The 26231-nt window shown below is 41.5% G+C and carries 29 protein-coding genes and 1 tRNA gene; 4 read left to right on the plus strand and 26 right to left on the minus strand.

Annotated elements, in window-relative coordinates; translation table 11 throughout:
• Positions 1–48: 48 nt before the first annotated feature.
• From G596_RS0116530 to G596_RS0116560, 7 genes are all read right to left on the minus strand, one after another.
• Positions 49–1446: an ATP-binding protein gene (locus G596_RS0116530; RefSeq protein WP_022762931.1), complete on the minus strand. Its 1398-nt coding sequence runs from the start codon at positions 1444–1446 to the stop codon at positions 49–51.
• Positions 1447–1546: 100 nt separating this feature from the next.
• Entirely contained in the window at positions 1547–2083 is a 537-nt protein-coding gene (locus tag G596_RS0116535; protein ID WP_022762932.1) for a histidine phosphatase family protein, read from the minus strand.
• 3 nt (positions 2084–2086) lie between these two features.
• Complete coding sequence (locus tag G596_RS0116540; protein ID WP_022762933.1) at positions 2087–2746, minus strand: GDSL-type esterase/lipase family protein; 660 nt, start codon at positions 2744–2746, stop codon at positions 2087–2089.
• 15 nt (positions 2747–2761) lie between these two features.
• Complete coding sequence (locus G596_RS24075; protein ID WP_196805244.1) at positions 2762–3019, minus strand: hypothetical protein; 258 nt, start codon at positions 3017–3019, stop codon at positions 2762–2764.
• A 23-nt stretch (positions 3020–3042) separates the two neighbouring features.
• Positions 3043–3522, minus strand: a complete 480-nt coding sequence (locus G596_RS24080) for a hypothetical protein (RefSeq protein ID WP_155829337.1) — start codon at positions 3520–3522, stop codon at positions 3043–3045.
• Positions 3523–3610: 88 nt separating this feature from the next.
• Positions 3611–3856, minus strand: coding sequence for a hypothetical protein (locus G596_RS0116555; protein WP_022762936.1), 246 nt, complete (start codon positions 3854–3856; stop codon positions 3611–3613).
• 192 nt (positions 3857–4048) lie between these two features.
• Entirely contained in the window at positions 4049–4336 is a 288-nt protein-coding gene (locus G596_RS0116560; protein WP_081646787.1) for an LURP-one-related family protein, read from the minus strand.
• A 49-nt stretch (positions 4337–4385) separates the two neighbouring features.
• Between G596_RS0116560 and G596_RS0116565 the strand changes: the two genes are divergently transcribed.
• On the plus strand, positions 4386–4655 hold the full coding sequence (locus tag G596_RS0116565; RefSeq protein ID WP_022762938.1) for a type II toxin-antitoxin system Phd/YefM family antitoxin: 270 nt from the start codon (positions 4386–4388) through the stop codon (positions 4653–4655).
• Between the two features lie 122 nt (positions 4656–4777).
• On the opposite strand, the gene G596_RS0116570 is transcribed toward G596_RS0116565, so the two are convergent.
• From G596_RS0116570 to G596_RS0116585, 4 genes are all read right to left on the minus strand, one after another.
• Complete coding sequence (locus G596_RS0116570) at positions 4778–5254, minus strand: hypothetical protein (protein ID WP_022762939.1); 477 nt, start codon at positions 5252–5254, stop codon at positions 4778–4780.
• Positions 5255–5633: 379 nt separating this feature from the next.
• Positions 5634–6212, minus strand: coding sequence for a hypothetical protein (locus G596_RS0116580; protein ID WP_155829339.1), 579 nt, complete (start codon positions 6210–6212; stop codon positions 5634–5636).
• Positions 6213–6312: 100 nt separating this feature from the next.
• Positions 6313–6425 (minus strand) — tRNA-Ala (locus G596_RS25035).
• A gap of 116 nt (positions 6426–6541) precedes the next feature.
• Positions 6542–8092: a GH35 family beta-galactosidase gene (locus tag G596_RS0116585; protein ID WP_022762942.1), complete on the minus strand. Its 1551-nt coding sequence runs from the start codon at positions 8090–8092 to the stop codon at positions 6542–6544.
• A gap of 127 nt (positions 8093–8219) precedes the next feature.
• Between G596_RS0116585 and G596_RS0116590 the strand changes: the two genes are divergently transcribed.
• Complete coding sequence (locus G596_RS0116590; RefSeq protein WP_026498807.1) at positions 8220–9029, plus strand: helix-turn-helix transcriptional regulator; 810 nt, start codon at positions 8220–8222, stop codon at positions 9027–9029.
• 189 nt (positions 9030–9218) lie between these two features.
• Here G596_RS0116590 and G596_RS24085 read toward each other — a convergent pair whose 3' ends face one another.
• The 7 genes from G596_RS24085 to G596_RS24090 all read right to left on the minus strand — a co-directional run bounded on the left by G596_RS24085 (position 9219) and on the right by G596_RS24090 (position 13620).
• A complete protein-coding gene (locus tag G596_RS24085; protein ID WP_022762944.1) occupies positions 9219–10343 on the minus strand; it encodes a helix-turn-helix domain-containing protein in 1125 nt (374 codons plus the stop codon).
• A gap of 239 nt (positions 10344–10582) precedes the next feature.
• Positions 10583–10888 carry a type II toxin-antitoxin system PemK/MazF family toxin gene (locus G596_RS0116600; RefSeq protein WP_022762945.1) on the minus strand — a complete coding sequence of 102 codons (306 nt, stop codon included), beginning with the start codon at positions 10886–10888 and terminating at the stop codon, positions 10583–10585.
• Entirely contained in the window at positions 10885–11130 is a 246-nt protein-coding gene (locus tag G596_RS0116605; RefSeq protein WP_022762946.1) for an AbrB/MazE/SpoVT family DNA-binding domain-containing protein, read from the minus strand. Before G596_RS0116605 ends, G596_RS0116600 begins: the two co-directional genes overlap by 4 nt.
• Positions 11131–11132: 2 nt before the next feature.
• Positions 11133–11459: an acyl-CoA thioester hydrolase/BAAT C-terminal domain-containing protein gene (locus G596_RS26115; protein ID WP_196805245.1), complete on the minus strand. Its 327-nt coding sequence runs from the start codon at positions 11457–11459 to the stop codon at positions 11133–11135.
• Positions 11354–11689 carry an acyl-CoA thioester hydrolase/BAAT C-terminal domain-containing protein gene (locus G596_RS25795; protein ID WP_278246768.1) on the minus strand — a complete coding sequence of 112 codons (336 nt, stop codon included), beginning with the start codon at positions 11687–11689 and terminating at the stop codon, positions 11354–11356. The genes G596_RS26115 and G596_RS25795 overlap by 106 nt, the downstream gene beginning before the upstream one ends.
• A gap of 203 nt (positions 11690–11892) precedes the next feature.
• Complete coding sequence (gene bglS / locus G596_RS25900; RefSeq protein WP_022762948.1) at positions 11893–13071, minus strand: beta-glucanase; 1179 nt, start codon at positions 13069–13071, stop codon at positions 11893–11895.
• Between the two features lie 99 nt (positions 13072–13170).
• Positions 13171–13620 carry a cysteine hydrolase family protein gene (locus G596_RS24090; protein WP_022762949.1) on the minus strand — a complete coding sequence of 150 codons (450 nt, stop codon included), beginning with the start codon at positions 13618–13620 and terminating at the stop codon, positions 13171–13173.
• 173 nt (positions 13621–13793) lie between these two features.
• Here G596_RS24090 and G596_RS0116625 point away from each other — a divergent pair, with 173 nt between their 5' ends.
• Entirely contained in the window at positions 13794–14288 is a 495-nt protein-coding gene (locus G596_RS0116625; protein WP_022762950.1) for a hypothetical protein, read from the plus strand.
• Positions 14289–14341: 53 nt separating this feature from the next.
• Here G596_RS0116625 and G596_RS0116630 read toward each other — a convergent pair whose 3' ends face one another.
• The 6 genes from G596_RS0116630 to G596_RS0116655 form a co-directional block, all read right to left on the minus strand.
• Positions 14342–14908: a TetR/AcrR family transcriptional regulator gene (locus G596_RS0116630; protein WP_026671396.1), complete on the minus strand. Its 567-nt coding sequence runs from the start codon at positions 14906–14908 to the stop codon at positions 14342–14344.
• Positions 14823–16394 (minus strand): phytoene desaturase family protein, encoded by a 1572-nt coding sequence (locus tag G596_RS0116635; protein ID WP_044928972.1) that lies wholly within the window; start codon positions 16392–16394, stop codon positions 14823–14825. The genes G596_RS0116630 and G596_RS0116635 overlap by 86 nt, the downstream gene beginning before the upstream one ends.
• 185 nt (positions 16395–16579) lie before the next feature.
• A complete protein-coding gene (coaBC, locus tag G596_RS0116640; protein ID WP_022762953.1) occupies positions 16580–17776 on the minus strand; it encodes a bifunctional phosphopantothenoylcysteine decarboxylase/phosphopantothenate--cysteine ligase CoaBC in 1197 nt (398 codons plus the stop codon).
• A complete protein-coding gene (locus tag G596_RS0116645; RefSeq protein WP_022762954.1) occupies positions 17712–18593 on the minus strand; it encodes a type III pantothenate kinase in 882 nt (293 codons plus the stop codon). The genes coaBC and G596_RS0116645 overlap by 65 nt, the downstream gene beginning before the upstream one ends.
• Positions 18594–18619: 26 nt before the next feature.
• Entirely contained in the window at positions 18620–19270 is a 651-nt protein-coding gene (locus G596_RS0116650; protein WP_022762955.1) for an ECF transporter S component, read from the minus strand.
• Between the two features lie 101 nt (positions 19271–19371).
• Positions 19372–20574, minus strand: a complete 1203-nt coding sequence (locus tag G596_RS0116655; protein ID WP_022762956.1) for a DUF6688 domain-containing protein — start codon at positions 20572–20574, stop codon at positions 19372–19374.
• Between the two features lie 166 nt (positions 20575–20740).
• Here G596_RS0116655 and G596_RS25650 point away from each other — a divergent pair, with 166 nt between their 5' ends.
• Positions 20741–23374, plus strand: a complete 2634-nt coding sequence (locus tag G596_RS25650; RefSeq protein WP_022762957.1) for a leucine-rich repeat protein — start codon at positions 20741–20743, stop codon at positions 23372–23374.
• Between the two features lie 59 nt (positions 23375–23433).
• Here G596_RS25650 and sfsA read toward each other — a convergent pair whose 3' ends face one another.
• Positions 23434–24096 (minus strand): DNA/RNA nuclease SfsA, encoded by a 663-nt coding sequence (gene sfsA, locus G596_RS0116665; RefSeq protein ID WP_022762958.1) that lies wholly within the window; start codon positions 24094–24096, stop codon positions 23434–23436.
• Between the two features lie 4 nt (positions 24097–24100).
• A complete protein-coding gene (locus G596_RS24095) occupies positions 24101–26215 on the minus strand; it encodes a SpoIIE family protein phosphatase (RefSeq protein WP_022762959.1) in 2115 nt (704 codons plus the stop codon).
• Positions 26216–26231 lie beyond the last annotated feature (16 nt).

A 26231-nucleotide genomic window follows, 5' to 3' on the forward strand; every position in this document is an offset into this window, starting at 1 on the left:
ATAAGTCGGAGGGGTTCATAAATATATTGAGCCGGGTCTATTCTGTTTTTATTTATAGAGATCTTCCAATGTCAGCAGCTTCACTTTATCCTTATCCGCATGTTCTAAAACCCATTTTGAATATCCTGACAAGGAAAAGAACAAAAACTGCACTTCCTCATATTTTCTGTCTATAAGCCCCTTTCTGTCCATCAGGGCTTCGTAAATGCCTTTATCGATCTGCTCATTCTTAAACTTGCATTCCCCGATAAGTGCTTTATTACTGGTATTATCTATTCCAACGACATCGATATCCGTGGGCTTTCTGTCATGACCATTCCCCCACCATTTACCGGCATTTGTCACGAAGCAGCCAAGCTCTCCATCCATTCCCTTTAACAGGACATAATATCTGCACATGTACTCAAATATTTCACCCATAAACTCGTGCAGCTTGTCTTTGACATATTTTTGGTAGTAAACATCCCCCCTGCCCATCTCTATTGCAGTCCTTGCCATGGACACAAACCTGTACCAGAAACGGTACATTCCATCTGTTATTTCATAGCTTACTTTCTTCTTGTTCTTTTCATCTGTTATTGCAAAAACCTTGGATATTACGCCCACTGTCATAAGATTCTTTAGGACATAGGATAACGTAGCCGTGGATTCATGAGTTCTGTCAGAAATCTCATTAACCTTATTTGCCCCGTTGGAACAGGCTTCTATGACCGAATTATATGTGTTGATTGTCCTGAATTCCTGAGTCAGAAGGTTATGAGGCTCCTCAAATAAATATCCGGAGGAAGTAAAATAATTGTTGATGATATTCTGATCCAGAGAAAGCCTGTCATCAAATAATGAGAGATATTTTGCGACTCCGCCGGTAACACCATACACAATAGCCTTTTCCTCTGAGGAATACTTCGGCACAAATTTGGCCGAATCCAGATAGTCGAAAGGCTTTAAGAAAATCTGGTTAGTCCTTCTTCCAAAAACAGGGCTCTTTTCACTAAGGATTTCCTTTTCCATGAAGCTGATTGCAGATCCGCAGATTATCAGATAAATGCTCTTTTTTGCAAGAATGGTATCTATCGCAATCTGAAACCTGGATAAAAAGGACTCATCTGCCTCGGCAACATAAGGAATCTCATCAAGGGCAATGATTACCCTTTCATCCTTACATGTATTCCCCACAAATTTGAAAAAATTCTCAAGGTCGCTAAATTCTGCGCCTTCAAGTTCTGGCGCTATATCATCAATGAACTGCCCGCCCCACTTTCTGACATTGTCCTCCAGGCTTGTCTGCGATGCCACATAGTATGAAGCTTTTTTATCCTTTATAAATTCAGTGATAAGCCTGGATTTGCCGATCCTTCTTCGCCCGTATATTACTGTCATCTGAAAGCCGGGCTTGTCATATGTTTCATTAAGTATCTTCAGTTCCTGCTCTCTGCCAATAAACATAATACGCTCCAAAAAACATCAAATATGTTTTAGTTAATTATCTTTTACTAAAATATATTTTAGTATAATGCCCACATAAAGTCAATTTTAGGGCATCTTCTCAAGAAAAGTCATACCTTTTTATCTCACAGTTTTTTACGCCAAATGACGAGAACTCCTCGTTATCCATTTCCCTGAAATATGACTCCACGATTCTTGCAATACCATTATGCGCAACCAGGATATATGTCTTGTCGGATGCTTTGATGTCGTCCAGAAGGTTGTAAATCCTCTGAGCAAGCTGCAGCATGGATTCTCCCGAGCCAAACCTGCTTGCCATATCCTTTTTTGCTTCATGGAATTCTTTGCCATCCCTTGCCGTGGATTCATATTTTCCAAAATTCTGCTCGATGAGCCTTTCTTCAATTCTCAGTGGAATTCCCGTGATCTCAGAGATGTGCCTTGCTGTTTCAGAAGCCCTTACCAGTGGAGATGTCAGTATCTCATCTGCCTTTATCCCCTGTTCAAGCATTTTTTCTGCTGTTTCCACCGCCTGCCGGTGTCCAAGATCTGTCAGCTCTATATCGGTAGCCCCGCATATCTTATTCTCTACATTCCAGATCGTCTGTCCATGTCTAATAAAGTAAAAATGTCCCATATATCACTCCATGATGTATTTCTTCATATTTTCAAAAACAATCTCATATGCATCCGGCCACATATGTATCCCATCTACTGAAAATTCTTCCCTGGTCTGACCGGTTTCATCTGTCAGGCCTTTGTTTACGTCTATGTATTCATACCCAAACTCTTCTGCCAGTTCTTTTACAGCTGCATTTGCCTTTTCTAGCCTTTCAAGCCTGAGCCTCGCCGCCTTATCAGCATCAGGCCATGGCTGCCTTGCAGCAACTGTGACGTTGACGGGATAGTACGCCATAAGATACACCTTTGTTTCTGGCAGCCTTTTTCTGATCCCACTAAGGACAGAACGGTAGTCTGCTATCAGCATTTCCAAAGTTTCATCCTCACGGCTAATGTCATTTGTCCCAATGTTGATAAATATCTTTCCAGGCTCAAGGTCGAATATCTGCTCATCCATGGCATCAAGCATCTCCGGTATCGTATATCCGCCAATTCCTCGATTGTATATTATTTTGTCAATGCCGTGTGTCATTGCGATCTCATTGACCGGGAACTGTTCCATCAGGGATGAACCGGTAAACAGTATCTGCCCCTTCACCACATTCCTGTTAAGGCGCCTGTATCTTTCGAGCTTCTCGTCTTTCTGTCTCTGGAACATGTTTTTCACGAATTCTTCCATTTTTTATCAGTTCTCCTAACCTACCAGCCGTTTTACTGTTTCCTTAGCTTCATCGCTAAAGTCTTTCATACCATATTCTCCGTATTCGCACCCAACATGGGTAGCTTCTATCTCATCTACGAGGATCATTTTGCCGCCTTTTTTGTCATACAGTTTTACAGTTCCATAGCCGGTTCCACCATTCCAAAGCCTGTTATGGAGCTTTTGTCCGTCAGGAGCTTCATAGTTTATTAGCAGCATGTCCTTTTTCAAACAGTGTATTTCTGTCTCCATTGCAGCCACTATATTCTCCTGCCTTACATGCCATATGACTTCGTCTTCTTTTTCCTCAAAGCTGAACTGTGTCTGCACATGAAGATGTAGCTTTGAAAAGTTGAAATCGTATTCCTTTCCTTCGTAGTAGAATACCCCAAGAAGTCTTCTGTCCAGCGGGACGAAGTAAATTTTAGGTCTTCCTCCTCCGATATGGAGATGCTTCCTTTAAGGGCCGTTTCAGAAGCAAAGCAGTCCCCTGCCTTTATCTTATACGGTGCTTTTCCGTGTATCTTTACATCCTTAAGTGAAAAGAATCTATGAAGCTGGCAGGCATCCTCTCCCCAGGTTCCGGCTTTGACCATTAGATATGATGGTTTCTTCCCCTTATTTTTGTTTTCGGAAAGCTGCCCAAACACTGGGTCCTTCTCAGCAAGCGGGACAATAAGATGAAACCAGAAGTTCGCTCCTTGATACATGGAAAAAAGCCCATAGATCGGTCCAAGAAAAAATGCTATTGTCATGAATGTAAGCCCGAGACATACACAAGCCATGAACTTTATCTTTTCTGTTTTTCATAAGCAGTCAGAGCCAAAACAACATCACACAAATTTAGTCTATAGTCTCATCATACAACTCAAGTTCTTCATCTTCTTCATGCTTTGGCACAGCGTGACTTCTAATGGTCTCCCTGAACCTGCTTTTTACGCGCTTTTTTGCCTTTTTCCTTATGATATGGATAAGGATGCCAATAACGACAGGAACAAGAACTATAGCTCCTACCTTTATTCCAAGCTTTATCTTAAGCCACATGAGCTCTTTCTTTTTCTTTTCGATGGCTTTGCTGATTCTTCCCATAAACACCTCCATCTGCATAATCTGTATATTTAACCTTAACATATTTGATCTAATGCAAAGGTTTTGGAAATATTAAATTTCTATAAATACTCATATTTGCAAAGTAATGGATTTTCAGATTCACACAAGAAACACTTTGTCTTCATACGCATAAAATCCGGATTCTAAGAGACAAGAATCCGGATTTCCTCATTATTCCATGTTTACTATATTTGTAATGTCCTTGATTATATGCAGGATCTCATTTGATATTTCAAAGGAAGCCCCTTCTGCCATGGTAACAAAATGACGTTCATGGAGAGTAAAAAACTTCCTTTCTATGTGGGCTACTCTGTTCCCTGATGCATCATAAATATCTGTCTTATCATGGATTGAAGGGAACTGTGTCTCAGCATGATATACCACATTCTCAGAAGAATCTGTTGCTGTTATTTTGCCAATAACGGGAACATTGTTACATTGTAGATGACATAGTAATATTAAGCTGTAATATAGTCACAATATTGCTATGTAAACCGGAGGTGTTTAAATGCAGACACTAATAAGACCTTCTGCAAAAATAAGGCAGAATTATAATGAGATATCTGCTCTGTGTAAAGAAACAAAATCCCCAGTTTTCCTGACAAAAAATGGCGAAGGAGATCTCGTTGTAATGGATATTGAAGCCTATAATGAAAGGGAACGTACCCTTGCACTCAGGGAAAAACTTGTTGAGATAGAAGAAAAAAGACTTGCCGGAAGGCCAGACTTTAATGGCCGCGGTGTCCTTGCAGAATTGAGGTCGAGACGCGATGGTTAACTACACTGTTGATATCTCGCTCGCTAAGAATGAATAATGAACCTGTATTGAGTCTTCAGGGTTACAAACGAGGAATACCGTGTTTGTAACCCTGTTTTTTTGACGCTTTTCTTCACACAGAATCATTCATCCTTTACCATATCCATCAGCTTATCAACTTCCTCATGTTCCTCTGACTTCTGTTTTGCTGCCTGAGCCATCTTATCCTTCATGACAGCCTGCATGATAAGCCCCTGATCCTTGGCAGAAAACATGCCTATGCTCATGAGAAGATCATCAATGTTATCTCTGTTAACAAGGAGGCTCCCGCCTTTTGACAACTTTACCCTGATGCAGTTGCGTTCATCAGAGCAGTTTCCCAGCTCAAGAGTATTATTTTTATGGTTACAGACAAAAACAGCATTCTTGTATGATATGAATCCATTTTGGTCTGCCAGATCAAAATATTCACATGGTCGCTTATCCTGAACATAGTCTTGCGCTCTGCTATTAAAAATTTCCAAAAATGTTGATCTGGAAGCCTTATTGTCTTCCGGTTTTAAACTGTGAGTATAAATATGCCGCTGAGTATCTGTATCCTTAATCCCTTCTATATTCATCCGCTTACCTCCAATACACAAAATGGTAATAAAAAGCCAGACCCTGGTGGATCCGTTCCATCACCACCAATGCCTGGCAATCCCTTGCTATTTTGTTTATCGGATATATTTTCATAATAGTTTACAGCATTCTGCTTGGCATAACCGGCTCTTGCATCAAATCAATTGATAAGAATGCATTTAAGAAAGGAACCAAGACCATTCTTAACATACGCTCAACCAATGATATGAAATATGGAAAAAAGGTTAAGAAACTTCTTAATAAAGCAGGCATAAAAGTAAAAAAAATCTATACCTACTAGCCTTTAACATCATCTAAAAAAGCATCCAACGCCCCGCAATCCAGATTATTACTGAGGTTGCGGGGCGTTATTGTTTTCTATTTTTGTGATAAAAATCCAATTCTACCGGTTATCAATGCTTCTATCAGCAGTATTGTTCCCACAGAGACACTGGCAGTAGAAAAATCATCCCTGATATTAAGAAAGATAGCTATAGCAGTAAGAAAAATCGTGATGATCGCACATGCTATTTTTATCTTTTTCTGATGTCTCTCATCTTCTAAATCAACAGCATATATGACAAGTCCAAGGCTGATACATAAAGCAAGCGTGCCGATGGCTGCTCCTTTTCCTGTTCCGCCGCTCTTATATAGATACAAAAGTCCGATGAACTGTATGAAAACTGAAGCAAAGAGCGATGCCACTGTTGCTATTTTGCTGCCCAGATCACTTTTTACCTCCGGTACCATTGCAGCAAGTCTGAAAATACCCACAACGTTCAGGAAAGTACCTACTACAAACAATACCCAGCCCCAAATACCCATATCATCAGGCATGGCGAAAAACAATGCGCATCCGATTATGATTAATGAGATGCATAGCATTAACTCTGATAACGAAAAAGTGGGTTTATTCTTTGAATACTTTTCTTTAAGTTTTTCTAAATCAATTCCCATATACCGTAAGCCCATTCTCATTCTATTTTTGCGCAAACCGCCAACATATAAGATTTCCCCATCAGTATACTTCTCCCTCATCCCCCTGTATAACAGCATGTAGGGCATCGGCCAGTGGACGCACCGTCTCTATTACATCATCAATTCCAAGAAGTTCTTCCGCTAGGCCTTCAGATTGCGAACCTGACGCTCTCCCAGCTGAGCTAATGCCCCTTGAAGTCATTATATCAAAAGAAAATGTACTTGTATCAGAAATCCATAAAGCTGCTGATACACTACTGTTTTAATAGCAAAAAATAGAACCCTCCAAGTAAGGAGAGTTCCTAATATTAATACTTATAAACTTCTATCAGCTTACACTCTGGCATTGCGCCAAGTGAGATCGTCATTGCCTCATCACCGTTGAGGATACGACCGCACTTCCATTCTCCGTTATCAAAACGGCCTTCTTCATATCTGAGTATTCCAACTGTGCAATTTTCGCCGGGAAGTGGATGGAATCTAAAACTACAATTTGTACCGGCCAACAGAAATTTATCATGTTCAATTTCGAATATCATACCGCCACCTACAGGCTTTAATCTCTCCCTATGGGCATAGGAAACGTGTATATTATACTCTTTAAACGCAAGATAACTCCCGAAATCAGTATCCCTATGCTGGACAAAGCTTTGAAGCTTATCGCTTCCACGGTATTTTATAATAAGAGGTTTTAGTTCCTCAATCAGCTTATAGGTCCTTGCCAGATAATTCTTGCTCCCTGCAATATCAAACGCGGTAGGGTCAATATTCAGAGCAATCATAACCTCCATCGGCGGACTATTGATCAGCTCTGGATCCATGGCTAATTCTTCAATCCCAAACGGTGAATAGCAAATAGCATTGTGCTTTCCAAAAGCATAAAGGCAATAAGAAGCTGTTACAGCATCTTTGCGTACCTCAGGAATAAACAATGGATTCCCTTCATAATGATATTCATCCATCACATCAGGAACATAGGAAACATATATATCCGGTGCAAGTGCAAACAGCGACGGGGCTGCTGCTTTCCAGATTTTATGCATCTGTGTAACAGGTCCTCCGCTTGGATATGATCCTGCATACCAGGGATACTGTTTAAGCCAGGCATTAGCATAGCACGGCAGAGGATACTCTTCTCTGCCCGAAGCAGTTATCACTTCCACTGCTTTAGCAAAGTGATACGCCATGAATGCCTCCTCTGCATCTCTTTTGAACACATCTCTCCAGGTTCTTTTTTCTGATGTATCATCCTCACTCAGTTTTTCAAATAACGCATCAGGAATGCTTTTTTCAAAAGCAGCCTTAGCTGCATCTGAGTAGTCACAGGCTGTACCTAATAAGCCAATTTCATTTTCGACTTGCATCGTTATGACCGTGCTCTCTTCTTCGTCATAGTTCCTGAGAAATTTCATCAATTCCTTAAAGGCCCTGGCATCCTTCTGCACAGCTTCATCACATAATGGTGAAATAGTATTTACCAGCTCTCCGTTCACCTTTTTAACGCGGAAATATTTCTCTGTGTCTTTTTTCATCCATCCGGGAACGTACATTGACTCTGCATTTTTCCATAGCCCAAACCACAGAAGTATCAGTTTCATTCCATTATCCCTGGCCTGATCAATAATTCCCCGAACCAGGCTAAAGTCAAATTTTCCTTCCTGTTCCTCGACTTTTTCCCAATATACAGGTACAATGACCGAATTCATATTCAGGTCTTTCAGATACGGCCAAACCTGCTTCTCCATATACTCAAGATCACTGGCACTGGAATTATGAATCTCACCGGCCAGTGCAAAAAAAGGCTGTCCATGAACATAGAGTGTATCAATACCATTATCTTTTCTTATTTCAGGGATCATTTTTCTTCTCCTTCATCTGTTTTGAATGTATGTATTTACAAGGTAATTATATTATTTTGGGTTGACCGGTTCATCAGATTATTATTATATTTATATAAGAATAGTCCGATATTTAAAGGAGTTTTTTATGCTTTATTCATATCCATCACATGTATCACAAAACAATCATCCACTTTCCATAAATCTTTTAGGAATGATGCATAATCAGGAACCGATAAATCGTCCAAACGGGCTTCCATTCTTCCAATGGTTCTATTGTGAATCCGGACGTGGAAATGTAATAATCGAAAACAGAAAATCCATTCTGAATCCCGGGGAGGGTATTCTTATATACCCCGGGATCAATCATTCTTATAATGCAGTCGATGATTCGTGGATCGTAAGTTTTATTGGGTTTTCAGGAGCAAATTGTCTGGAGATATTAAGATCTTTACGCATGCAGGAATCAGGCGTTTATCATTTTAATCATGAAAATCCATTTTTACGTTATGAAAAACAAATTTTGGAGATAACGCATTTGCCAAAATCCGATCAAAGACATCGACTATCTGTTATCTGCTATGATTTCCTCCTGACGCTTTCGGAAAACATAAGATTCATCAGCACATCGGAAGAAGTTGCTGATTCTGGGACTGTACGCAAAATACTAGAATTTCTGGAAGATCATTACTCTCAGACAATAACCATAGATGACTTGGCAAGAACAGTTCATCTGTCCAGGGCTTATACCCAAAGTCTGTTTAAAGCCGAAACGAAAACTACAATAATGCAGCATCTGACTTCAATACGCATTAATCATGCCAGAAATCTACTGATACGATATCCTGAACGTCCCGTCTATACTATTGCTTCAGAATGCGGTTTTAAGGATGCCAGCTATTTTGGGTATATATTTAAAAAACAGACAGGCATTACGCCTGCACAATTTAGAAAATAGAAAAGGAAATACTACTGCATAAGCAATAATCTCCAGCGGAGCGTTTCGCGGGATTGAACCCGTGGCCTCCGCGACTTAGTTCACTCAGATGAAAATCGGTCTGAAGCCCAAACAAAAGGACAGATTTTGAATATATGAAGTCTGTTTTTTTGTTTGGTCTTACACCGATTGTTCACGTTCCGATATAACTTACTCGTCCCCAAGCATCTTTTTATAATAATCTGACTTGGTAGTTGCATCAAATCCATCCAGTAAATACTCTGTAGGGATATATTTTTCATACTTAAGATCCATGAAGTAGTTGCAAAACAACTGCTCGCCATATATTATTCTGCCGTTACCATCAGTGAGGGCATATACAAATCCATGATAAGAATCTGCGTTTACTGCAAGAAGGTCATAGGTTTTTTCCTCTTTAACGCAGTAATATCCTACGTATTCAGTAGACTCGTACTCTCTAAGCCTCTTTACTTCTTCTGCATAGTCATCGGCTGAATAATCTACAACCAGATATCCAAGGTACTGCGCATCCCAAGGATTATAATAAACCATTTTGAAATCCGCCACATTCATATCATCTGTAATCTTATATGGCCAGATATGTTCATCCATTCCAAGCTTGGTCCATTTGTTTTCTTCATCCTTAAACGGAGCTTCATTTCTGGAAAAAGACATATATTCATTATAATGGGTGATGTCGTCATATTCTTCAATTGGCGCCAAGTGAAAGCCTACACACAAAATTCCAATGATTACATATAATACAATCACTCGCCAAAAGCCAATGATCATCCCGGCCACAGTGGCTATTTTCATGAAAAGAACCAGCTTTTTATGCTTAACTATCTTTTCCAATAACCCTGTAACATATAAAGTGATAACCCCCATTATGATCAGGGCTATAAACGATGTAAATAACGCTTCATAATTAGGTGGGTACTGCTCATCACTGGCTGCAGTTTGTAGCACAATGGATAATAATAAAACCAATACCCCTGCAAAACTTATTATCTGTATACTTCTAAGGAGCTTTCCCTTTTCTTCATTAGCATAATCAGCCATCTTAGTGGCCACATCTCTTACTTCCTTATCCATCATCTCGCTTTTTCTTTCTCCTTCAATTATTTCTCTGACATCCACATCGTAGAAATCCGCAATCTCAACCAGTAAAGAAATGTCCGGTAGATTGGTTCCATTCTCCCATCGTGATATGGTTCTGGAGCTTACATTAAAAAACTGTGCAAGCTGTTCCTGGGTCATTTCCTTTTCATGTCTTAATTCTTTTAAAAATCTTCCTGCTTTTTGCTGATCCAATAATTGATTTCCTCCTCTCATTGGATAATTGGAGTATATGAAACCTGTCCACGTATTACCACGACACAAAGCGAGAAATGCCGTATTTTTGCACCGGACAAGGTGTGTCTAGTCCAATATTATTAAATTCATGAGTTATTATATACATAGTAAAAGCAGCGTACAATCCATAATCCGAATCATACACTGCTAATATATTCCTACTAAAGAAATCTCACTGACTCCATGTTGATTCATTTTCAGATGTAGTCAAAGATTCCTTGGATAGCGTCTGTGATATTTATAATGTCAGGATAATGTATCCTATCAATCTTTGAATAACCCCTGATATTCAAATCAAGGAGTGCCATTTTTTCACATTGCACATAACCTTCTACGTCTTCAGTTTCGATATGTATATGTAAAGGTCCTGCTTCCCCTTTTTCAAAAATAGGGCATCCGATTATCTCATAAGTCTGATTAAAGAAATCCTTACTCACAATAAGAACCGGTTTCTTGATATGTTCAATCTTAAGTATATCCCCCTGATGCAATTCTTCCTTCATTCCCAAATCTCTCTTCCTACCGATTCACCCCAGTCAAATTCGCCATCTAAATGGAGCTGCCCACCATACTCTGCAGCACGTTCTTCCAGTGTTCTATGTCTAAATGGTTTAACAAGCATTATCATGCCACTAGATACCTTTACATCAAGAACATCATCAACTGAAATAGCCGCTTCCTGAAGTACCTCTTTTGGTATTCTAATTCCCTGACTATTTCCCCATGTTTTAACTTGAGCTTGCATAATCAGCACCTCCTTTGTATATACATTGTATATCCTTGAAACAAAAAAATCAACTTATTTGTCATCCAGATTAGTACGTTACGCTGGAAGATATTCTCAAACGCAACATGCTTATGTTCATATGGAAATGATACAGATTCCAGTTTTTCCTCCATTATGCACGCACTTTCAAACGAGGGCCAAACTTCATCTTTTTTTGATGACAGAAAAAGGACAGGTCCCCTTATGTTCTCAACCGAAATGATCGTATCCGGAGTAACATCTTTATCACTGTTAATGTCCCTAATCCTTCGCTTACATAATAGGACGGAACCCTCGCTATAACACACGAAATATCCGAAAGCAGAGAACCTGCAACCAAAGCCATTTCACTGCCTTTTGATGCCCCGTCGATACCGATCTTTTGATATCCCTGTTCTTTTAAGTACCTGATAGCATTTTCAACGTATTCAATGGGTACACTTACCAGATCAGGAGATGTCTGCTTTGTCTTGAAAAGTGCAAGCGACATAGCCGGAATGCCGTTCTTATGGTAGAACTCTGCCTCATGTTTAGCCATATTCATTCCACCATTTGAACCGGACATAACTATTATTAAGATAATTTTGAACTTTCAATCTCTATTATACATAAATTGAGCTCTAAAGCATTACTGCTTCAGAGCCCGAATAATTCTATTTGTCCTTATTGTATCGCTCCTGCCACACACATGCCTCCCCACATAATAACTGCATTCTTTGGTTCATTAAATTTCTATTTTAATTAGTTTGCAACATCAATCCACCACATCTCATAGCTGCTGGATACGTCCTTATACTGCTCGACATTTGCGTTAGCGTCGTTACTACCGTAGGCGATGTTAAGGCACTTCCCACTGTTGTGATTTATGATCTTGTAGGTGTTATTTGCAGCCGGGTAAATCTCCCACTTCTGGCTGTTGCTGCCATAATAATCCCACTGACATACGTTTCCCCCGTCCCATGTTGCTGAATCCTGGACTGTGAGAACTTTACCTGTTGAAGCAGATTTAATGATGTAATAATCGCCTTCTTTTACGAAGTACCACTTCTGATTAGCATTTCCCCTGAAGGGATACTGAAGGATATTGGTGCCGTTGTCCCTTCTGTTGCCCTGAACATCCAGTGAAAGGCAGCTTCCGGAGTTTATGAGCTTGTATGCCTTAGAACTGTCAAACATTGCACTTGATCCGGCATTATTACCGGTATTGGATGACTGTGAAGGTGCAGGCTGATAACTACTGTTATTATTGCTGTTATTGTTGTTACTATTATTGTTATTGCTGCTACTGTTGTTCGAACTTCCTGTGTGAGCATCATAGGAAGCCCAGTCATAGTAAGCACTTATCCCGGTTCTTCCATCGTAGTGTCTAAGCCAGTTGTCCACTCCTGTTCCTGGCCATACGTTCATCATGATTTTTCCGGGAGTGTTCGGGATATCCCTTGTTGCAGTGTATACAGCCTTGCCATCCACATACCAGGTGATGCTTCCGGCATTCCAGTCAAAACCATAGGTATGGAAACTCTGTGATGCATCAAATCCAAGGTTGTACAAGTATTCGTGGTTACCCTGTCCGTTTGTGTAATAGTTAAACTGGACTTTCGTGGTGTCATATCCAAGAAATTCTATATCGATCTCATCCCATTTTGTACCATCACTCTCACCTGTGTAGGTAAAGAAAGAAGATACAACGCCTGAGTTCTTAATGGGTTTCATATTAACCTGGAACAGCCCGTATCCGTAGTATTTCTTTGTTCTGTACTCTCCTCCCGTGTATCCTTGCCAGTTTCTGTCGATAGTAAGCTTCATCTGGCCGTTTGCAAAGGATACATTATTTGGTGACCAGGTGCAGTCCCCAAAACAAGTGAAACTAGTTTCTTTCCCATAAAAACAAACACCTCCTTTTTTGATAATAATAGGCATTATCAAAAAAGGAGGATATTATATTCATGTCCAAAATATCAGAATGCTGATGTTGGATGACGGAATAATGATGATAATTTTGTGCAATAATACTAAAAATCACAAGATATTTATTCCTGCATCCTCAAGCTTTTTAAGTGTTTTCTCATACACTTTTTCATTTCGTGCTCCTACGCACTTTCTTACTATTTCCGTCTTATATCCGAGTTTTGCGGCATCCATCGCCGTTTTAGCGACGCAGGAGGTGCCGTCAACTCCTACAATCTCAAGCTCCGTTGCTTTGAGCCCTTTCAGTTTTTGTGAAAAGGCTTTTGATGAAAATGCACTCGGACTCTTCTTTTCAAAAACCAGATCCGAAACCATGAGAAGCTCATCCGAGAGGTCGTATCCGTCTCTGTTCCCGGTGAGGCCTACGTTTTTCACATAGAAGATTGGAACGTCTTCCTCTTCATGAGCCAGTTTTATCTCGTAGTTAATGTTCGATAAAAGCTTCTCATCGTATCCGCTAAGATACTTTTTCTGCATGTCAATTACAACTAATACCCTCATAAGATCCCCCTCTTATCCGGTCTTTGTACTTAATTGATACACATATTATTTATCATTGTAAAACTGTCGGGGGGAATTTACAAATTAAAAGTTCATAATCTTTGCAACGAAACCGCGGCATAAACTGTATATATTATATAATGATAAACGGAGGAAATGCTGTGAAAACGTGTATGAAGAGACATATATTGTTTGAAACATTGATTTTGATTGCCGTATTTAAGATACTTAATGACTTGCTGCAAGCTCATAAACTGCGATTCAGATTCTTTGTGATCCAGGTAGTTGTAACCCTGGCTGTTATAGGGATTATCGTTGGAATTATTCAGCTTATCAGACGACAGAATAATAAAAAGGCCCGAAGACTTGCCTATATAGCAACTACTGCAACAATTGTTTTAGGCATGTTTTATGCGTTTCTGCCCATCACTATATTCTATTTGGGTGAGCGCGAAACTACTGCATATATAGACGGGGTGAAGTATTCTGCTAACACTTCTGAGTTCCTGGACCGATTTGTGTATTACTATGAGTACAAGAACTTTTTTATCTCAGGAAATGTGCTGAAAATAAGGGATGAATACCCGGGATTCACCGGCCCCACTCCCATCAGAACCGTTTATAACGAAGACGGAAAAGGAACGGTTGTTATGGGTCAGGGAGGCTGAATTTCATATTAATGCAGAAAAGAACTGAATGATCAGCTCTTTTTGTAAAACAATCAGGGTCTGAGTATAGCCATAAGCCACTCTGAATCCGGAGTGTCAAGCGCCCTGTCCATGGTCATCTCTTCCATTATCCCCTGAAATGCAGACCAGAAGCAAAGCGCCAGCAGTTTAGGATCGCCCTTTCTGAATAGCCCGGCTTTTTGACCGTTTTTTATAATCTTTGCCGTATTGTCGATGGCTTCCACCGAATTCGCCAATTTGCGCACGTCTTCCGGCATTCCGGCACGTCTGGCCTGTGCCATCAGGACAAACATATTTGCTACGTATGCATCCTTTTTAGCATAGAGAAATAGTTCATCCAGCATCCCTTTTAGGAATATGTCTGCAGGGATTCCCTCTACAGGAGCTGTTGCCCCTGTAAACTCTTTCCCCATTACGACGAGAGCCATTAAGAGCTCTTCTTTTGATTTGAAATAGTGAAACATCAGGCCGGTGCTCATTGGAACCGCAGCCGCAATATCCGCAACTTTGGTCTCATGATACCCTTTTTCCACGAAGAGCGTCAGAGCTGTCATAAGTATTGCTTTCCTGCGTTCTTCCTTCTGTTCTTCTCTTGTCATTGGCTTCCCCTTTAAAATATCCCTTGTTTTTACAAATTCTCTGAATAGCAAACTTGCCGTTTGTCACAGCTATCGGGAGTCCTCCCGGTGAACTGTTCCACTGCCCTGCAAAACAGAGATTCTTTATGCCCTTTATGTCTCCTTTTACTCTAAACGGTATTCCGTTACCTGTCGAGATAAAGCTCATGTAACTTCCATGATATGCATTGCAGTATCTCTCATAAGTGAGCGGAGTCCAGGAATCAAGGACGTGGAGATTGCCTTTGAGCTCGGGATATCCGGCCTCTAATCTCTCAGTTACCTCTTTCACCAAAGCTTCCTTAACTTCTTTATATTCCTCTTTAGGAAGTCTCTTCCAGTATTCAAAATCGGCATCGCTCTGGAAAAAGCTGGTCTGAAGTACCTGTTTTCCATCCTTCACAAACTTCGGATCATAACCATACACTTTGACATACATACGGTCTAACGTTCTTGCGCCAATCTTAAGAGGCTCAATATCGATAAATACGGTTTCTCCGGGATTAAAATCCTTATTTACGGTATACGCAACCTGGAATCCGCTTGTGACAGGAAATGCTTCGCGGTTATCGTATGCTTTTTTCAGTGCTTTTGGCATATACTTGCTGTCGATCATTTTGCCAAACAGAAGATTTGTATCAACGGTTGCTATGAAATAATCGCCGGTTACCTTCATTCCGTCGTCAAGAATCATAGCAGCGGCACGCCTTTTCTCAACCAGAATCCTGTCTACAGCCTTGTTATAGTAGATCTTGCCGCCAAGCTCCTTGTATCTCTTCTCCATTCGAATCGACATCTCCAAAGATGCCCCCATTGGTATGTCACCGTTACCATCAGCGATGGATGCATAGGATACAAACAGTGATTCTGCACTGTATTCCTTGGGAAGATAATCACACATAAGCTTCTGAATCAAGGGAGACTTGAAGCGTTTGCTGTAGTCTTCCAGAGATTCCTGCCCAAGATCCTTGATAACCTTCATAAAATCGCCCATGGATTTTCCAAGTCTGATGTAATCTCCGATGCTGAACATGTCCATCGGTTTATCTGCCGGAACCTGACATTGCTTGGAGTATTCCACATATTCGATAAATTTATTTATTTCATCAGCATCTTCCGGAGAAAGCTCTGTAAGCTCTCTTCTTGTTCTCTCAAGATCTGCCCAGAGTGTCGCCTTTTGTCCACCAAGACATGAGGTATAAAAGGACTCGAGATGAACGTACTTAGTATTATCCGAAATGGCTCCGACAGTCTCCCATACGTCGTACAACTCTGTTCCCTTCTTGGTTCCTGTGAGCCAGTGAATACAGTTATCTATATGAAAGCCTTCTCTGTTCCATCCTGTGCATTCTCCGCCGGGTGTGGAATTCTTCTCATATATTTCTGCTTCAAAACCTGCAAGTCTTGCATAAATACCTGCAGAAAGTCCTGCAATTCCCCCACCGATTATTACTACTTTTTTCTGCATACCCATAATTGATCTCCTGTTTTATTGAATTAATATTCATTGAATGTATATTCAATATAAATCTTTCAATCATATTTGTCAACTTGTTTTTTACATAAAATAACACATAAAAAACAAGCCTCACATATGCACTGATATTGGCTTGTTTTACACGATATTGACTTTACTAATTGTTATGCGCCTTTTTATCGCATTTTTGTAAGTTCATCAAGAATACAGTTTGCTGCGCTATCCTTGCTCATAAGAGGAAGCTCTGTCTCGCTGTCCTTGGTGATAAGCGTAATAACGTTGGTATCAACGCCAAAGCCTGCGCCGGCAACCTTGAGATTATTTGCACAGATCATGTCGAGATTCTTTTTTGCAAGCTTTTTCCTGGAATTCTCGAGCATATTCTCGGTTTCCATTGAAAAGCCACATAGAATCTGACGCTCACCTTTGTGCTCTCCGAGCCATTTTAAGATATCTTCCGTTCTTTTAAGCGGTATGGAGAGATCACTGTCATTATCTTTTTTCTTAATCTTGTTATCTGCTACCGTTTCGGGTGTGTAGTCCGCAACTGCAGCCGCTTTTATAATGATATCCTGTTCCTTTGCCCTGGAAGTTACTTCGTCAAACATATCCTTAGCTGAAGTTATCGGAACCACATTTACATAGGCCGGAACCTGAATATCCGTAGGTCCCAGAACAAGTGTGACATCGGCGCCTCTGCCTGCCGCAGCCTTTGCAAGAGCAATTCCCATCTTGCCTGTTGAATGATTGGTTATATATCTGACGGGATCTATTGCTTCTCTTGTGGGGCCTGCAGTCACAAGGACCTTGATTCCTTCCATATCCTTAGGCGCTGCAATTTCATAAATGATGGCATCCACAATATTTGCAGGCTCTTCCATTCTTCCTTTTCCCACAGTGCCGCAGGCAAGGTAACCCTCGTCGGGTTCTACAATAATATATCCGAAGTCCTTAAGAGTTTGAAGATTGCGCTGTGTCACAGGATTTTCGTACATATGTGTATTCATAGCAGGTGCTATTATTTTCTTACAGGTGCAGGCAAGGGCTGTGGTTGTGAGCATATCGTCTGCTATTCCGGCAGCAAGCTTTGCTATGCAGTTTGCTGTAGCGGGCGCGATAACAAGAATATCTGCCTTGTCTGCCAGGGCGATATGTTCCACCTCCCACGGATGATTCCTGTCAAAGGTGTCCGTGACGCATCTGTTGTGTGTCAAAGCTTCAAAAGTAAGCGGCGCAATAAATTCCGTGGCGTTTTTGGTCATTACAACATCCACGTTTGCGTGCTGCTTTATGAGCTTTGATGCCAGATCAGCCGACTTGTAAGCCGCGATCCCCCCTGTAACTCCTAATAGAATATTTTTTCCTGATAGCATGATCTACTTCACTTTCATAACTGCTTGCATTAAGTTCAAATATGGCATTAAGTCCCCGTAAAAGAAGGTCCTTTTCATAGCAGACTTCCCGATTTATCCAGGGAATAACAAGGCTTCCAAGGCCTCCCGTGATTACAAGTGCCATATTATCCAGTTTGTAATCGGCGCTGATTCGCTCTGCTGCGCCCGAAATCATCATTCCGGCTCCGGCTACAGCTCCGCTCATCATGTTTGAGGCGGTGTCTGTTCCCAGAATCTCGGTCACTTCTCCCGCAGACAGCTGTGGAAGCTGTGCAGTCCGCATAGCCTCTGCATCTAGTGACAGCTGCACTCCGGGAGCTATCATTCCGCCGATAAGTTTTCCATTTTCATCTGCTACGGTGATTGTGGAGCAGGTTCCAAGGTCGCAGACCATGACCGGTTTGTCCTTAAACATCGACTTTGCTGCGGATAAATCCACGATTCTGTCTGCACCGATTTTACCCTTGCTGTAATTCGAGATATCTATTCCGGTTATGAGTTTGTCACTCATAAGAAGCGGCTTCGTTCCGGTTATCTCCTCCATTGCATAAAGAGTAACTTCGTTTATCTCGGGCACCACCGAAGAGAGAATCGCCCCCCTGAAGGGAGCTTCCTCATACTCTGCTTCTATTTGGTCAAGATAATCCTGTAAAAGGCCGCCAAGAGCCTTCGTTATCTCTTTTTTGCCATAGTCTCTCATAGTCGCGATTCTTCCGGTGAATTCCGGCTCGCCATTATTCAAAACTCCGGCAACTATGCTTGAATTACCTATATCAACAGTCAAAATCCTGCTCATAATAATTACACCTGCTATTTATGTGCTTATGCTCTGTGAAGAACCTTTGAGAGCACCATTCCTACAGTACCTGCAAGGATGCAGCCAATGCATGCTTCCACTGTTGCCTGAACACCAACCATTGCAATTACAAATGCGAAAGGATTGGTTGCATTGTAGTTACTTACAAGACCCTGTACATAGTCTGTGTTGTAGAAGAACAGGCAGAGTGATGTCATGAAAAATACTGTGTTGAATAAGGGCATAAATGCGCCTGTAATATAATATGATGCGTTTGTGAGTTTTCCTCTGTGGATAAGCTTGTAAATGCCGCTTACAACAGCTGCATCAAGAAATCTTGCTACTATAGCTGTGAAAAATACACCGAAGGGATTAATAGTAAAAAGTGTTGAGAGCATTCCGCTTGCACCTGTGAGTGCGCCAACAAAGCTGTTAATACCGAAAGCAAGACCGCAGATCATGCCTGCAGCAGGTCCGATAAGCATTGTTGCCAGTGCAACGGGAACGGTAACAATAGAAATCTTAAGAAGCGGTGTAGGAATTGTCCCTAAAAATGTGTTGCCCATAATAAGAACAACTGCGATCATAAGGGCAGTCTCCACCATGTAACGTGTTGCGTGACTCAGTCCGAATGACTCCTCTGCGGTCTTACGGCCAAGTGTCCTTGTGTTTTCCATATTTAATTCTCCTTTTGACAAAAAAGCTACCGTTTCGGATCATTCCGAATACAGTGCAACTGTAATATATCAGCTTGCCAGACGGATTGCAACACATATTTTTATGCCTGTTTTAAAGGCGTTTTATCCCCCATATACTGCACTGCTATCCTGTTCTCCGGATGGACATCAACCATGTATATTACTATAAGGAAAAACCACTCCAAGGGTTTCATGATAAAGTAAACGGCGTCTGCAATCCATCTGCTCTTAATAAGCCTTGCAACCGGGAATCCGTATTTATCGTAAAAAGCACGGACAGCCCTGTGAAGGTGCGGAGTCTTTTCCTCCAGGATCTGCTCGAAGGCATTAGCTATGCAAAGCTGTCTGTTTACCGTAACTTCATGTCCGTGGCGGATGCCCTTTCGGATAGGCTTTACAACCCTGCGGTGGCCGCCGGCAGCTACAGTACACAGATAATGTTCGTCATAATAGATGTTCTGCGGCGATATTTTCGTTGAAAGATTCCACTGACTGGTCTCTGTCCAGGCTTTAATTACGGAATCCGGCGCCTGGCCGAATAAATACAGTATCGCTATCAGGATTCCGAGGAGCGGAATCATAAGGAAAATTGCGAAAAACGGCCATAAGATAACATTCTTCAGGATAGTATCAGAAGTTTTCAAAGCAGGATTTTGCTCCAATTTACTTGTATCGAAACGGTTGTCATTCCATTCATAAATCTTCTCAACTATCGTGCGGGCTGTGATAAGTATACAGCAGGCAGGAAGCGGAAAGAGATACACATCCATCTCGTCACCAACACCGAATACCTGCACAGTCAGGATGATAAGCTGAATTATACCAAGGTACATGGCAGCCATTGACAATGCCGCAACAAGGGGCGGTAATTCGTTAAGAGGCGTATATTGAAGGATAATATAGCCCAAAATTGCAAGAAGAAAAATAATCATAACGGTTGCTACTGCGCCTGTATAAATAGGTGTATGACGCTGAGCGTTGTAAAGTTGCTCCGGCCAATCATACCAGGTTGCATTTTTTATCTCCCCTATATAGAGCCACTCGTAAGTTGGCCCAATGATGAGAACAAAGGCGTCAAATACCCTGGAAGCAATAATTTTCACTTTATTAATTGAAATAATAAAGCAGATAAATTCATCAATAACCAAAAATACAGGGAATATGAAAATCGGCCCTAACAGTATTCCACCTCTCCTCGCAAAAACTACTCCTATCAGCACGGGTGCAATCAGTGTTATCCATATTGAATGCTTATTAAATAATGAAAACGGCTTATTTTCCATGACAACTCCTCCAAGTTCACTTTGGGGCTATTATCCTATTTAATGGCCCCGTCTAAATATAATACAGCTGAAAGGGTTGAAAAGTTGCATATTTTTTGAGTTTTTTTAAAAACATGTGTTATAATCTCATCCGAGGTATGAAAAATTATTACAGGGGAACTATAATATGAAAAGAAAAAAGCATCTTTTGGTCATCACAGTCATACTGTGTCTATTTTTTAATGCATTCGCAGGAATTACTTCCAGAGCAGAATCAGAACTCCTAACCGGAGAAGAACTCTCGCCTGAAGCGACTTTTAGTGCTGAAGATGAAGTCAGTGCCGGAAATGCGGAAGAAACACAGCAGGAATCATCAGAGGAACCAAATCCCGGTGCCGATAATCCATCCGAATCCGAATCAGGTGAAACACGTATCGAAGAAAATGCTGATTCCATACCGGATGATACCGGGGGTTCGGCTGAAGACCCTGAAGCAGGGATTGAAATGCTGCTTCCTGTGGAAACCGAGGAGTTAACCGCACTTGGCAGTGCTTTTTCATCAGAGTATGACAGCTTAAATGACCTTCTTGCAGCTGATATTCCCGTGGGAACAGTTGTAAGCGTCAAAGGCTACGCTTCCGCAGGAGATGGCGGTGCTGCATCATATCAGATAACAGATAGCGCTCCGGATAAAAACATTTTTTATACAAAAATGAAGAACAAAAAATATGCACAGCTCATATTGACCGATACGATCAATGTGGCGCAGGTGGGAATTTTCCCGACTACCGACATATCGGAGCGTCTGAACTTACTTATTACATCATCGGTTGCCAGCGGCGTGGTTTCGACCATCCAGTTCAACGACGGCGTTTATACTCTTGATAAAACTATATACTTGAAATCCTTGAATTACAAAGGAACAGGGAATACCACTTTGAGTGTCAGCAAATCCTATAGATCCGGGTCCAACAGGATAATGTACACTGTTCCGGGTGAGACTAGTCCGACCTTTTCTCTTACATTTTCGGACATCAATTTTTACATGGAAACCACCAAAGATCATCCGCTCAAAGATAAACAGGTAGTCATTCTCAGCCTTTCCGAAATTGATGGATGTAAGATCACAAACTGCAATTTCTATGCCGCTCCCGCCAAGAAAAACGGGGGATTCATGCAAGTGGATCTGGTGTGGTTCAAGCACAGCAGAAAGCTGAATAACGTTGAAGTAAGCAACTGCTCTTTCCGAAACCTTACCGGCATGGGCTATGAGGGTAACATAACAGATACTTTGGTCGGCGGTTGTCTGTGGTTCTGTGGTAAAGAAAATACGCTGGATTCAACTCTTGAGAATTTAAGTGTGCACGACTGCGATTTTGAAACTACGCTCACTGATGAAATACTGGCTTTTTGGCGCGGAAATTACAGAAATGTCAGTGTATATAATTGTAATTTCAAAAACCATACCCATGACTGCCACAACATTTTTACATTGTTTAATGGTTCCTTTAAGGACACCAGCATAAAGAACTGCACATTTAATCTGTCAGCAGCCTGCGTCAGAGTTTGCAAGGTTATGCGACTTGCAGGTGAAACGGAAGTTGTTTTTGACGGAATTACTTTCGATCTCGACTCCGGAGTAACTGACACAAAAAGAAATTCCAGCATTTTCTTCACAGGCCCCGATTCAGAGGAGACTACGGGTGAATATCCCGCAAATGTGACAGTTAAGAACTGCATCACTAACAGCAAAAACGGTACAGTATACAGAACCTTCCTGGATGTTCCGGAGACTTCGCTCAAAACCTATAACGTATCGGATTGCACACTCGAAATGCCCTTTACGACAGGTGTTCTCTCCATGAAAAAGGGCAAAAAGAACACCGTAAATATATCGTCATGTGTTATAAATACCAACGATTATCTTACAAGCTTAACTCAGACAGAGGCATGTAGGGTTTCATTTTGTAATAACACCATCAAAAACAAAATAAACGCAGGCATTTATAATTCCGCAAGCCTTTTCTACAAGTTTTCGGGCAATACCTGCACATATGCTGAAAAAGGAACCGTGTTGTCCTGTAAGAATCTATCCAAAGAGGATTTTGTAGTGCTTTACAATGAAGGCAACAACTATCCTTCCGGCACAAAAATAAATGAGTTTTATATAAACAATAAGCTCAAAGCTGATGATATCGTAGTAAGAACGCAGGATCCTGACGGCGCTGAGTTCTACACATTGACAAATACTAAGCCTGAGGATTTCGTTGCTCCTAATACAAATCAGCCCGCTCCTTCTGAGGATCCCGCAAATCAGGCTACTCCCGAAGATCCGGCAACCCAGACTGCACCCGAGGATAACGGCTCAGGTCAGACTTCCTCCGCTCAGGTGAATTCAGAGCCTGCTCAGCCCTCTGAGTTTACGGTTACAGTGGATGATATCACTTACACCATCGGAAGCGATGGAAATGCTACAGTCGATAAGATCGGCAAGAGAAAGAAGGCTTCCCTCAACAATGTTACTGTTGACGGAATCACCTATCCGGTAACCAAGATTGCAGCTAAAGCCTGCAAAGGAAACGACACGATTAAGAAGGTTGTTATCGGAAAAAATGTCAGATCTATAGGCAAGAATGCATTTAAAGGATGCTCAAACCTTAAGAAGATTACGATTAAAGCCAATAAGCATCTTAAGATCGGCGCCGGTGCATTTAAGAAGCTTCCGGAAGATTCAAAGATAAAAATAAAAGGTGTATCCGGTAAGACAAAGAGCAGAATTACAAAGGCTGTCGCTAAGAGAACAAACGCAGAAGTGGAATAAAAGAAGTAGAAAGAACAACCCGTGTCAAAAGGCACGGGTTGTATTTTCATAGCAAATATTTAATTTACAATACTAATTCTATCTGCCTCAACATGGCAGCTGTGGCATACGACTTCCACGCCTGCCTTTTTTGCGGCTTCCAGCGCTTTTTCAAATTCAGGCTGAGTCTTGTCGTTTGGAAGCACAGTATATATGCCGTTCATTTGAATAACAAATGCTATTGTGCAATGATATCCCTTCTTTACCGCTTCTGCCAGCTCCTGAAGATGCTTGATTCCGCGCTCTGTCGGCGCATCCGGGAAATAACCCACTCCGCTTTTTTGATCATAGGAAAGTGTACAGCCCTTAACTTCCGTAAGGTATTTCTCGCCATCTTTTTCCATATAAAAATCAAATCTGGAATTCCCGTAAGTATATTCAGCTTTCACATAGTCATATCGCGGCTCAAGGTACTGCTTCATGAGCTTGTTCGGAACAAGACTGTCGACGTTAATCCACTCGAACTCCGGTCTGTAGACGGAAATCAGGTCATACTTCGTCTTCCTTCCGGGATCATCGGATTTTTGAAGCGTCACCTCGGCATTTTCCAGGAGGAGCTCTCCGAGGCGACCGGTATTCTTAACATGTACCGTCTCCCTGTGTCCATCAACCAGGACTTCTGCCGTGAAGCGGTTATTTCGTTTTATAAAAAGTGCGGACACGGTATTTTCATATATAATCATAAAATCAATTAAACTCCAAACACAGCATGGTCAGATCATCAAACTGCTCTGCTTCTCCGACAAATTCACTTATATCGGCTCTTACAGTCTTAACTATCTGCTGCGGAGAAACGTCCGGATCCTTGTTAAGTGCCTCTATCATGCGGGATGTTCCATACATCTTGTTATTTATATCTGTGGCCTCTGCCACACCGTCAGTGTACAGGAACAGCTTATCTCCGTGGCCGATTTCTATCTGATATTCTTTGTATTTGATTCCTTCCATTCCACCGATTACAAATCCGTGCTTATCCTTGAAAAGCTCGAATTTACCGTCCTTTCGCATAATGGCGGGATATTCGTGCCCGGCATTTGCACAGGAAATTATTCCGGTAGAAATCTCCAGAATACCGAACCAGACTGTGACAAACATATCCGTCTTATTGTTGCTGGTGAGGGCTTCGTTCATCTTATTCAGAACTTCCGCGGCCGATTTTCCAAGCATAGCGCAGCTCTGAAGAATTACCTTGGAAATCATCATGTACAGTGCGGCCGGTATACCTTTACCGGAAACATCTGCCATAACCAATCCCAAATGGTCATCATCTATCAGGAAAAAGTCGTAGAAATCACCACCGACCTCCCTTGCAGGTTCCATCATTGCATAAATATCGAATTCCCTTCGGTCCGGGAAGGGCGGGAAATCATGGGGCAATATACTTGCCTGAATCTCGGTAGCAAGGGCAAGCTCTACTCCTATTCTCTCCTTCTCAGCTGTCGCCGCCTGAATATCGACAATATATTTCTTCATCCTCTCAGTCATAAACCCAAAAGATGTGGCCAGCTCCTGTATCTCATCGCCAGTGTCCTCGGTCCATTCGAAATCGAGCTGATCTCCTTCAATTGCCCGAACCTTAGCCGTAAGCTCCTCTACAGGCTTCACCAGCTGTCTGCTGAGCATATTTGAAATAACTACCGTTATTAGTGCAATGACAACAATGAAGGCAAGAACAGTGGTTAACGCCGTTCTGAGAACCTTTTGCACTTCCGTAAGTTCAATGATTCGATTGCTATTCAAAGAATTCAAAAGACTTTCTTTGGGTGCAAGGACAGTACTTTCCGGAACAATGGATATCAGTGACCATCCTACAACTTTAATGGGGGAATACGCCAGATAGCATTTTTTTCCGTTGATCTCCAATAGTTCGAGACCTCTCTCTCCGGAAATTGCCTTCTCTGAGAGCTTTTTGAGAGAGCTGTCTTTTTTCCCTTCTCCAAGAATTGTCTGTGTCTTGAGATCCCCTTCGTCTTGTGAGGAAAAGATGATCATCCCATGTTCGTCAATAATGCAGGAATTTCCCTGATCACTTATACGGGCATTCATCATTACCGATTCTATTCCCTCAAGATAAATACCTGCGCCGGCAACTCCCACAAATTCACCGTCTCTGTAAATTGGTGAACCGCACATTATTGCCAGCTTTTTGGTATCATAGTCCTCTTTTATCTCGGAAAAACTGGTTCTCCGTGCATTTTTTGCCGCCAGGTACCAGGGCCTTTGTCTGGGGTCAAAGCTGGCATAATTGCCGTCTTTATCCCATCTCTCAGGAAGTACCGGCCCTGCAAGCAGCATTAAACCTGTCTCCGTACCTATATTGGTTGCTCCAAGTTCTGGAAATTGTCCGTACATGGCAAGAAGACTTCCCTGCATATTAGCCAAAAGGGAAATCTCTTCTTTTACGCTCGGACTGTTCGGGTCAACTTCCTCTGAAAAGAGAAACTGCCCCATGCTTTTTCCGATATCTGACTTTTCGGGTATTTTAACTACAGATGAACCGTATCTTTCAGGATGAGAGTACATATCAGTAGCGGCATCCGCCATGATGGTTACGGTTCCTGCGAAATTTTCAAGATTATCATTAACAATATAGGAACACCCACGAGTAGTGGCACTGAGCTGCTGCAAAAGCTGATCACGCATCGCCTTATCGGAGTATTCATCAACCTGATTCCCTGATTTCTCTGCGTTCTGTATCAGTATAGTTCTGACTCTGAAAATCATTTGTACTGTCAAAAGTACAACTAATGCCAATAATAATGAAGAAACTATCATCATTATTCTCATTATCTTTTTTTTCATAAAATCTTATCTCCCC

Origin of the sequence: Butyrivibrio sp. AD3002 (assembly GCF_000420905.1) — a bacterium.
Lineage (GTDB): Bacteria > Bacillota > Clostridia > Lachnospirales > Lachnospiraceae > Butyrivibrio.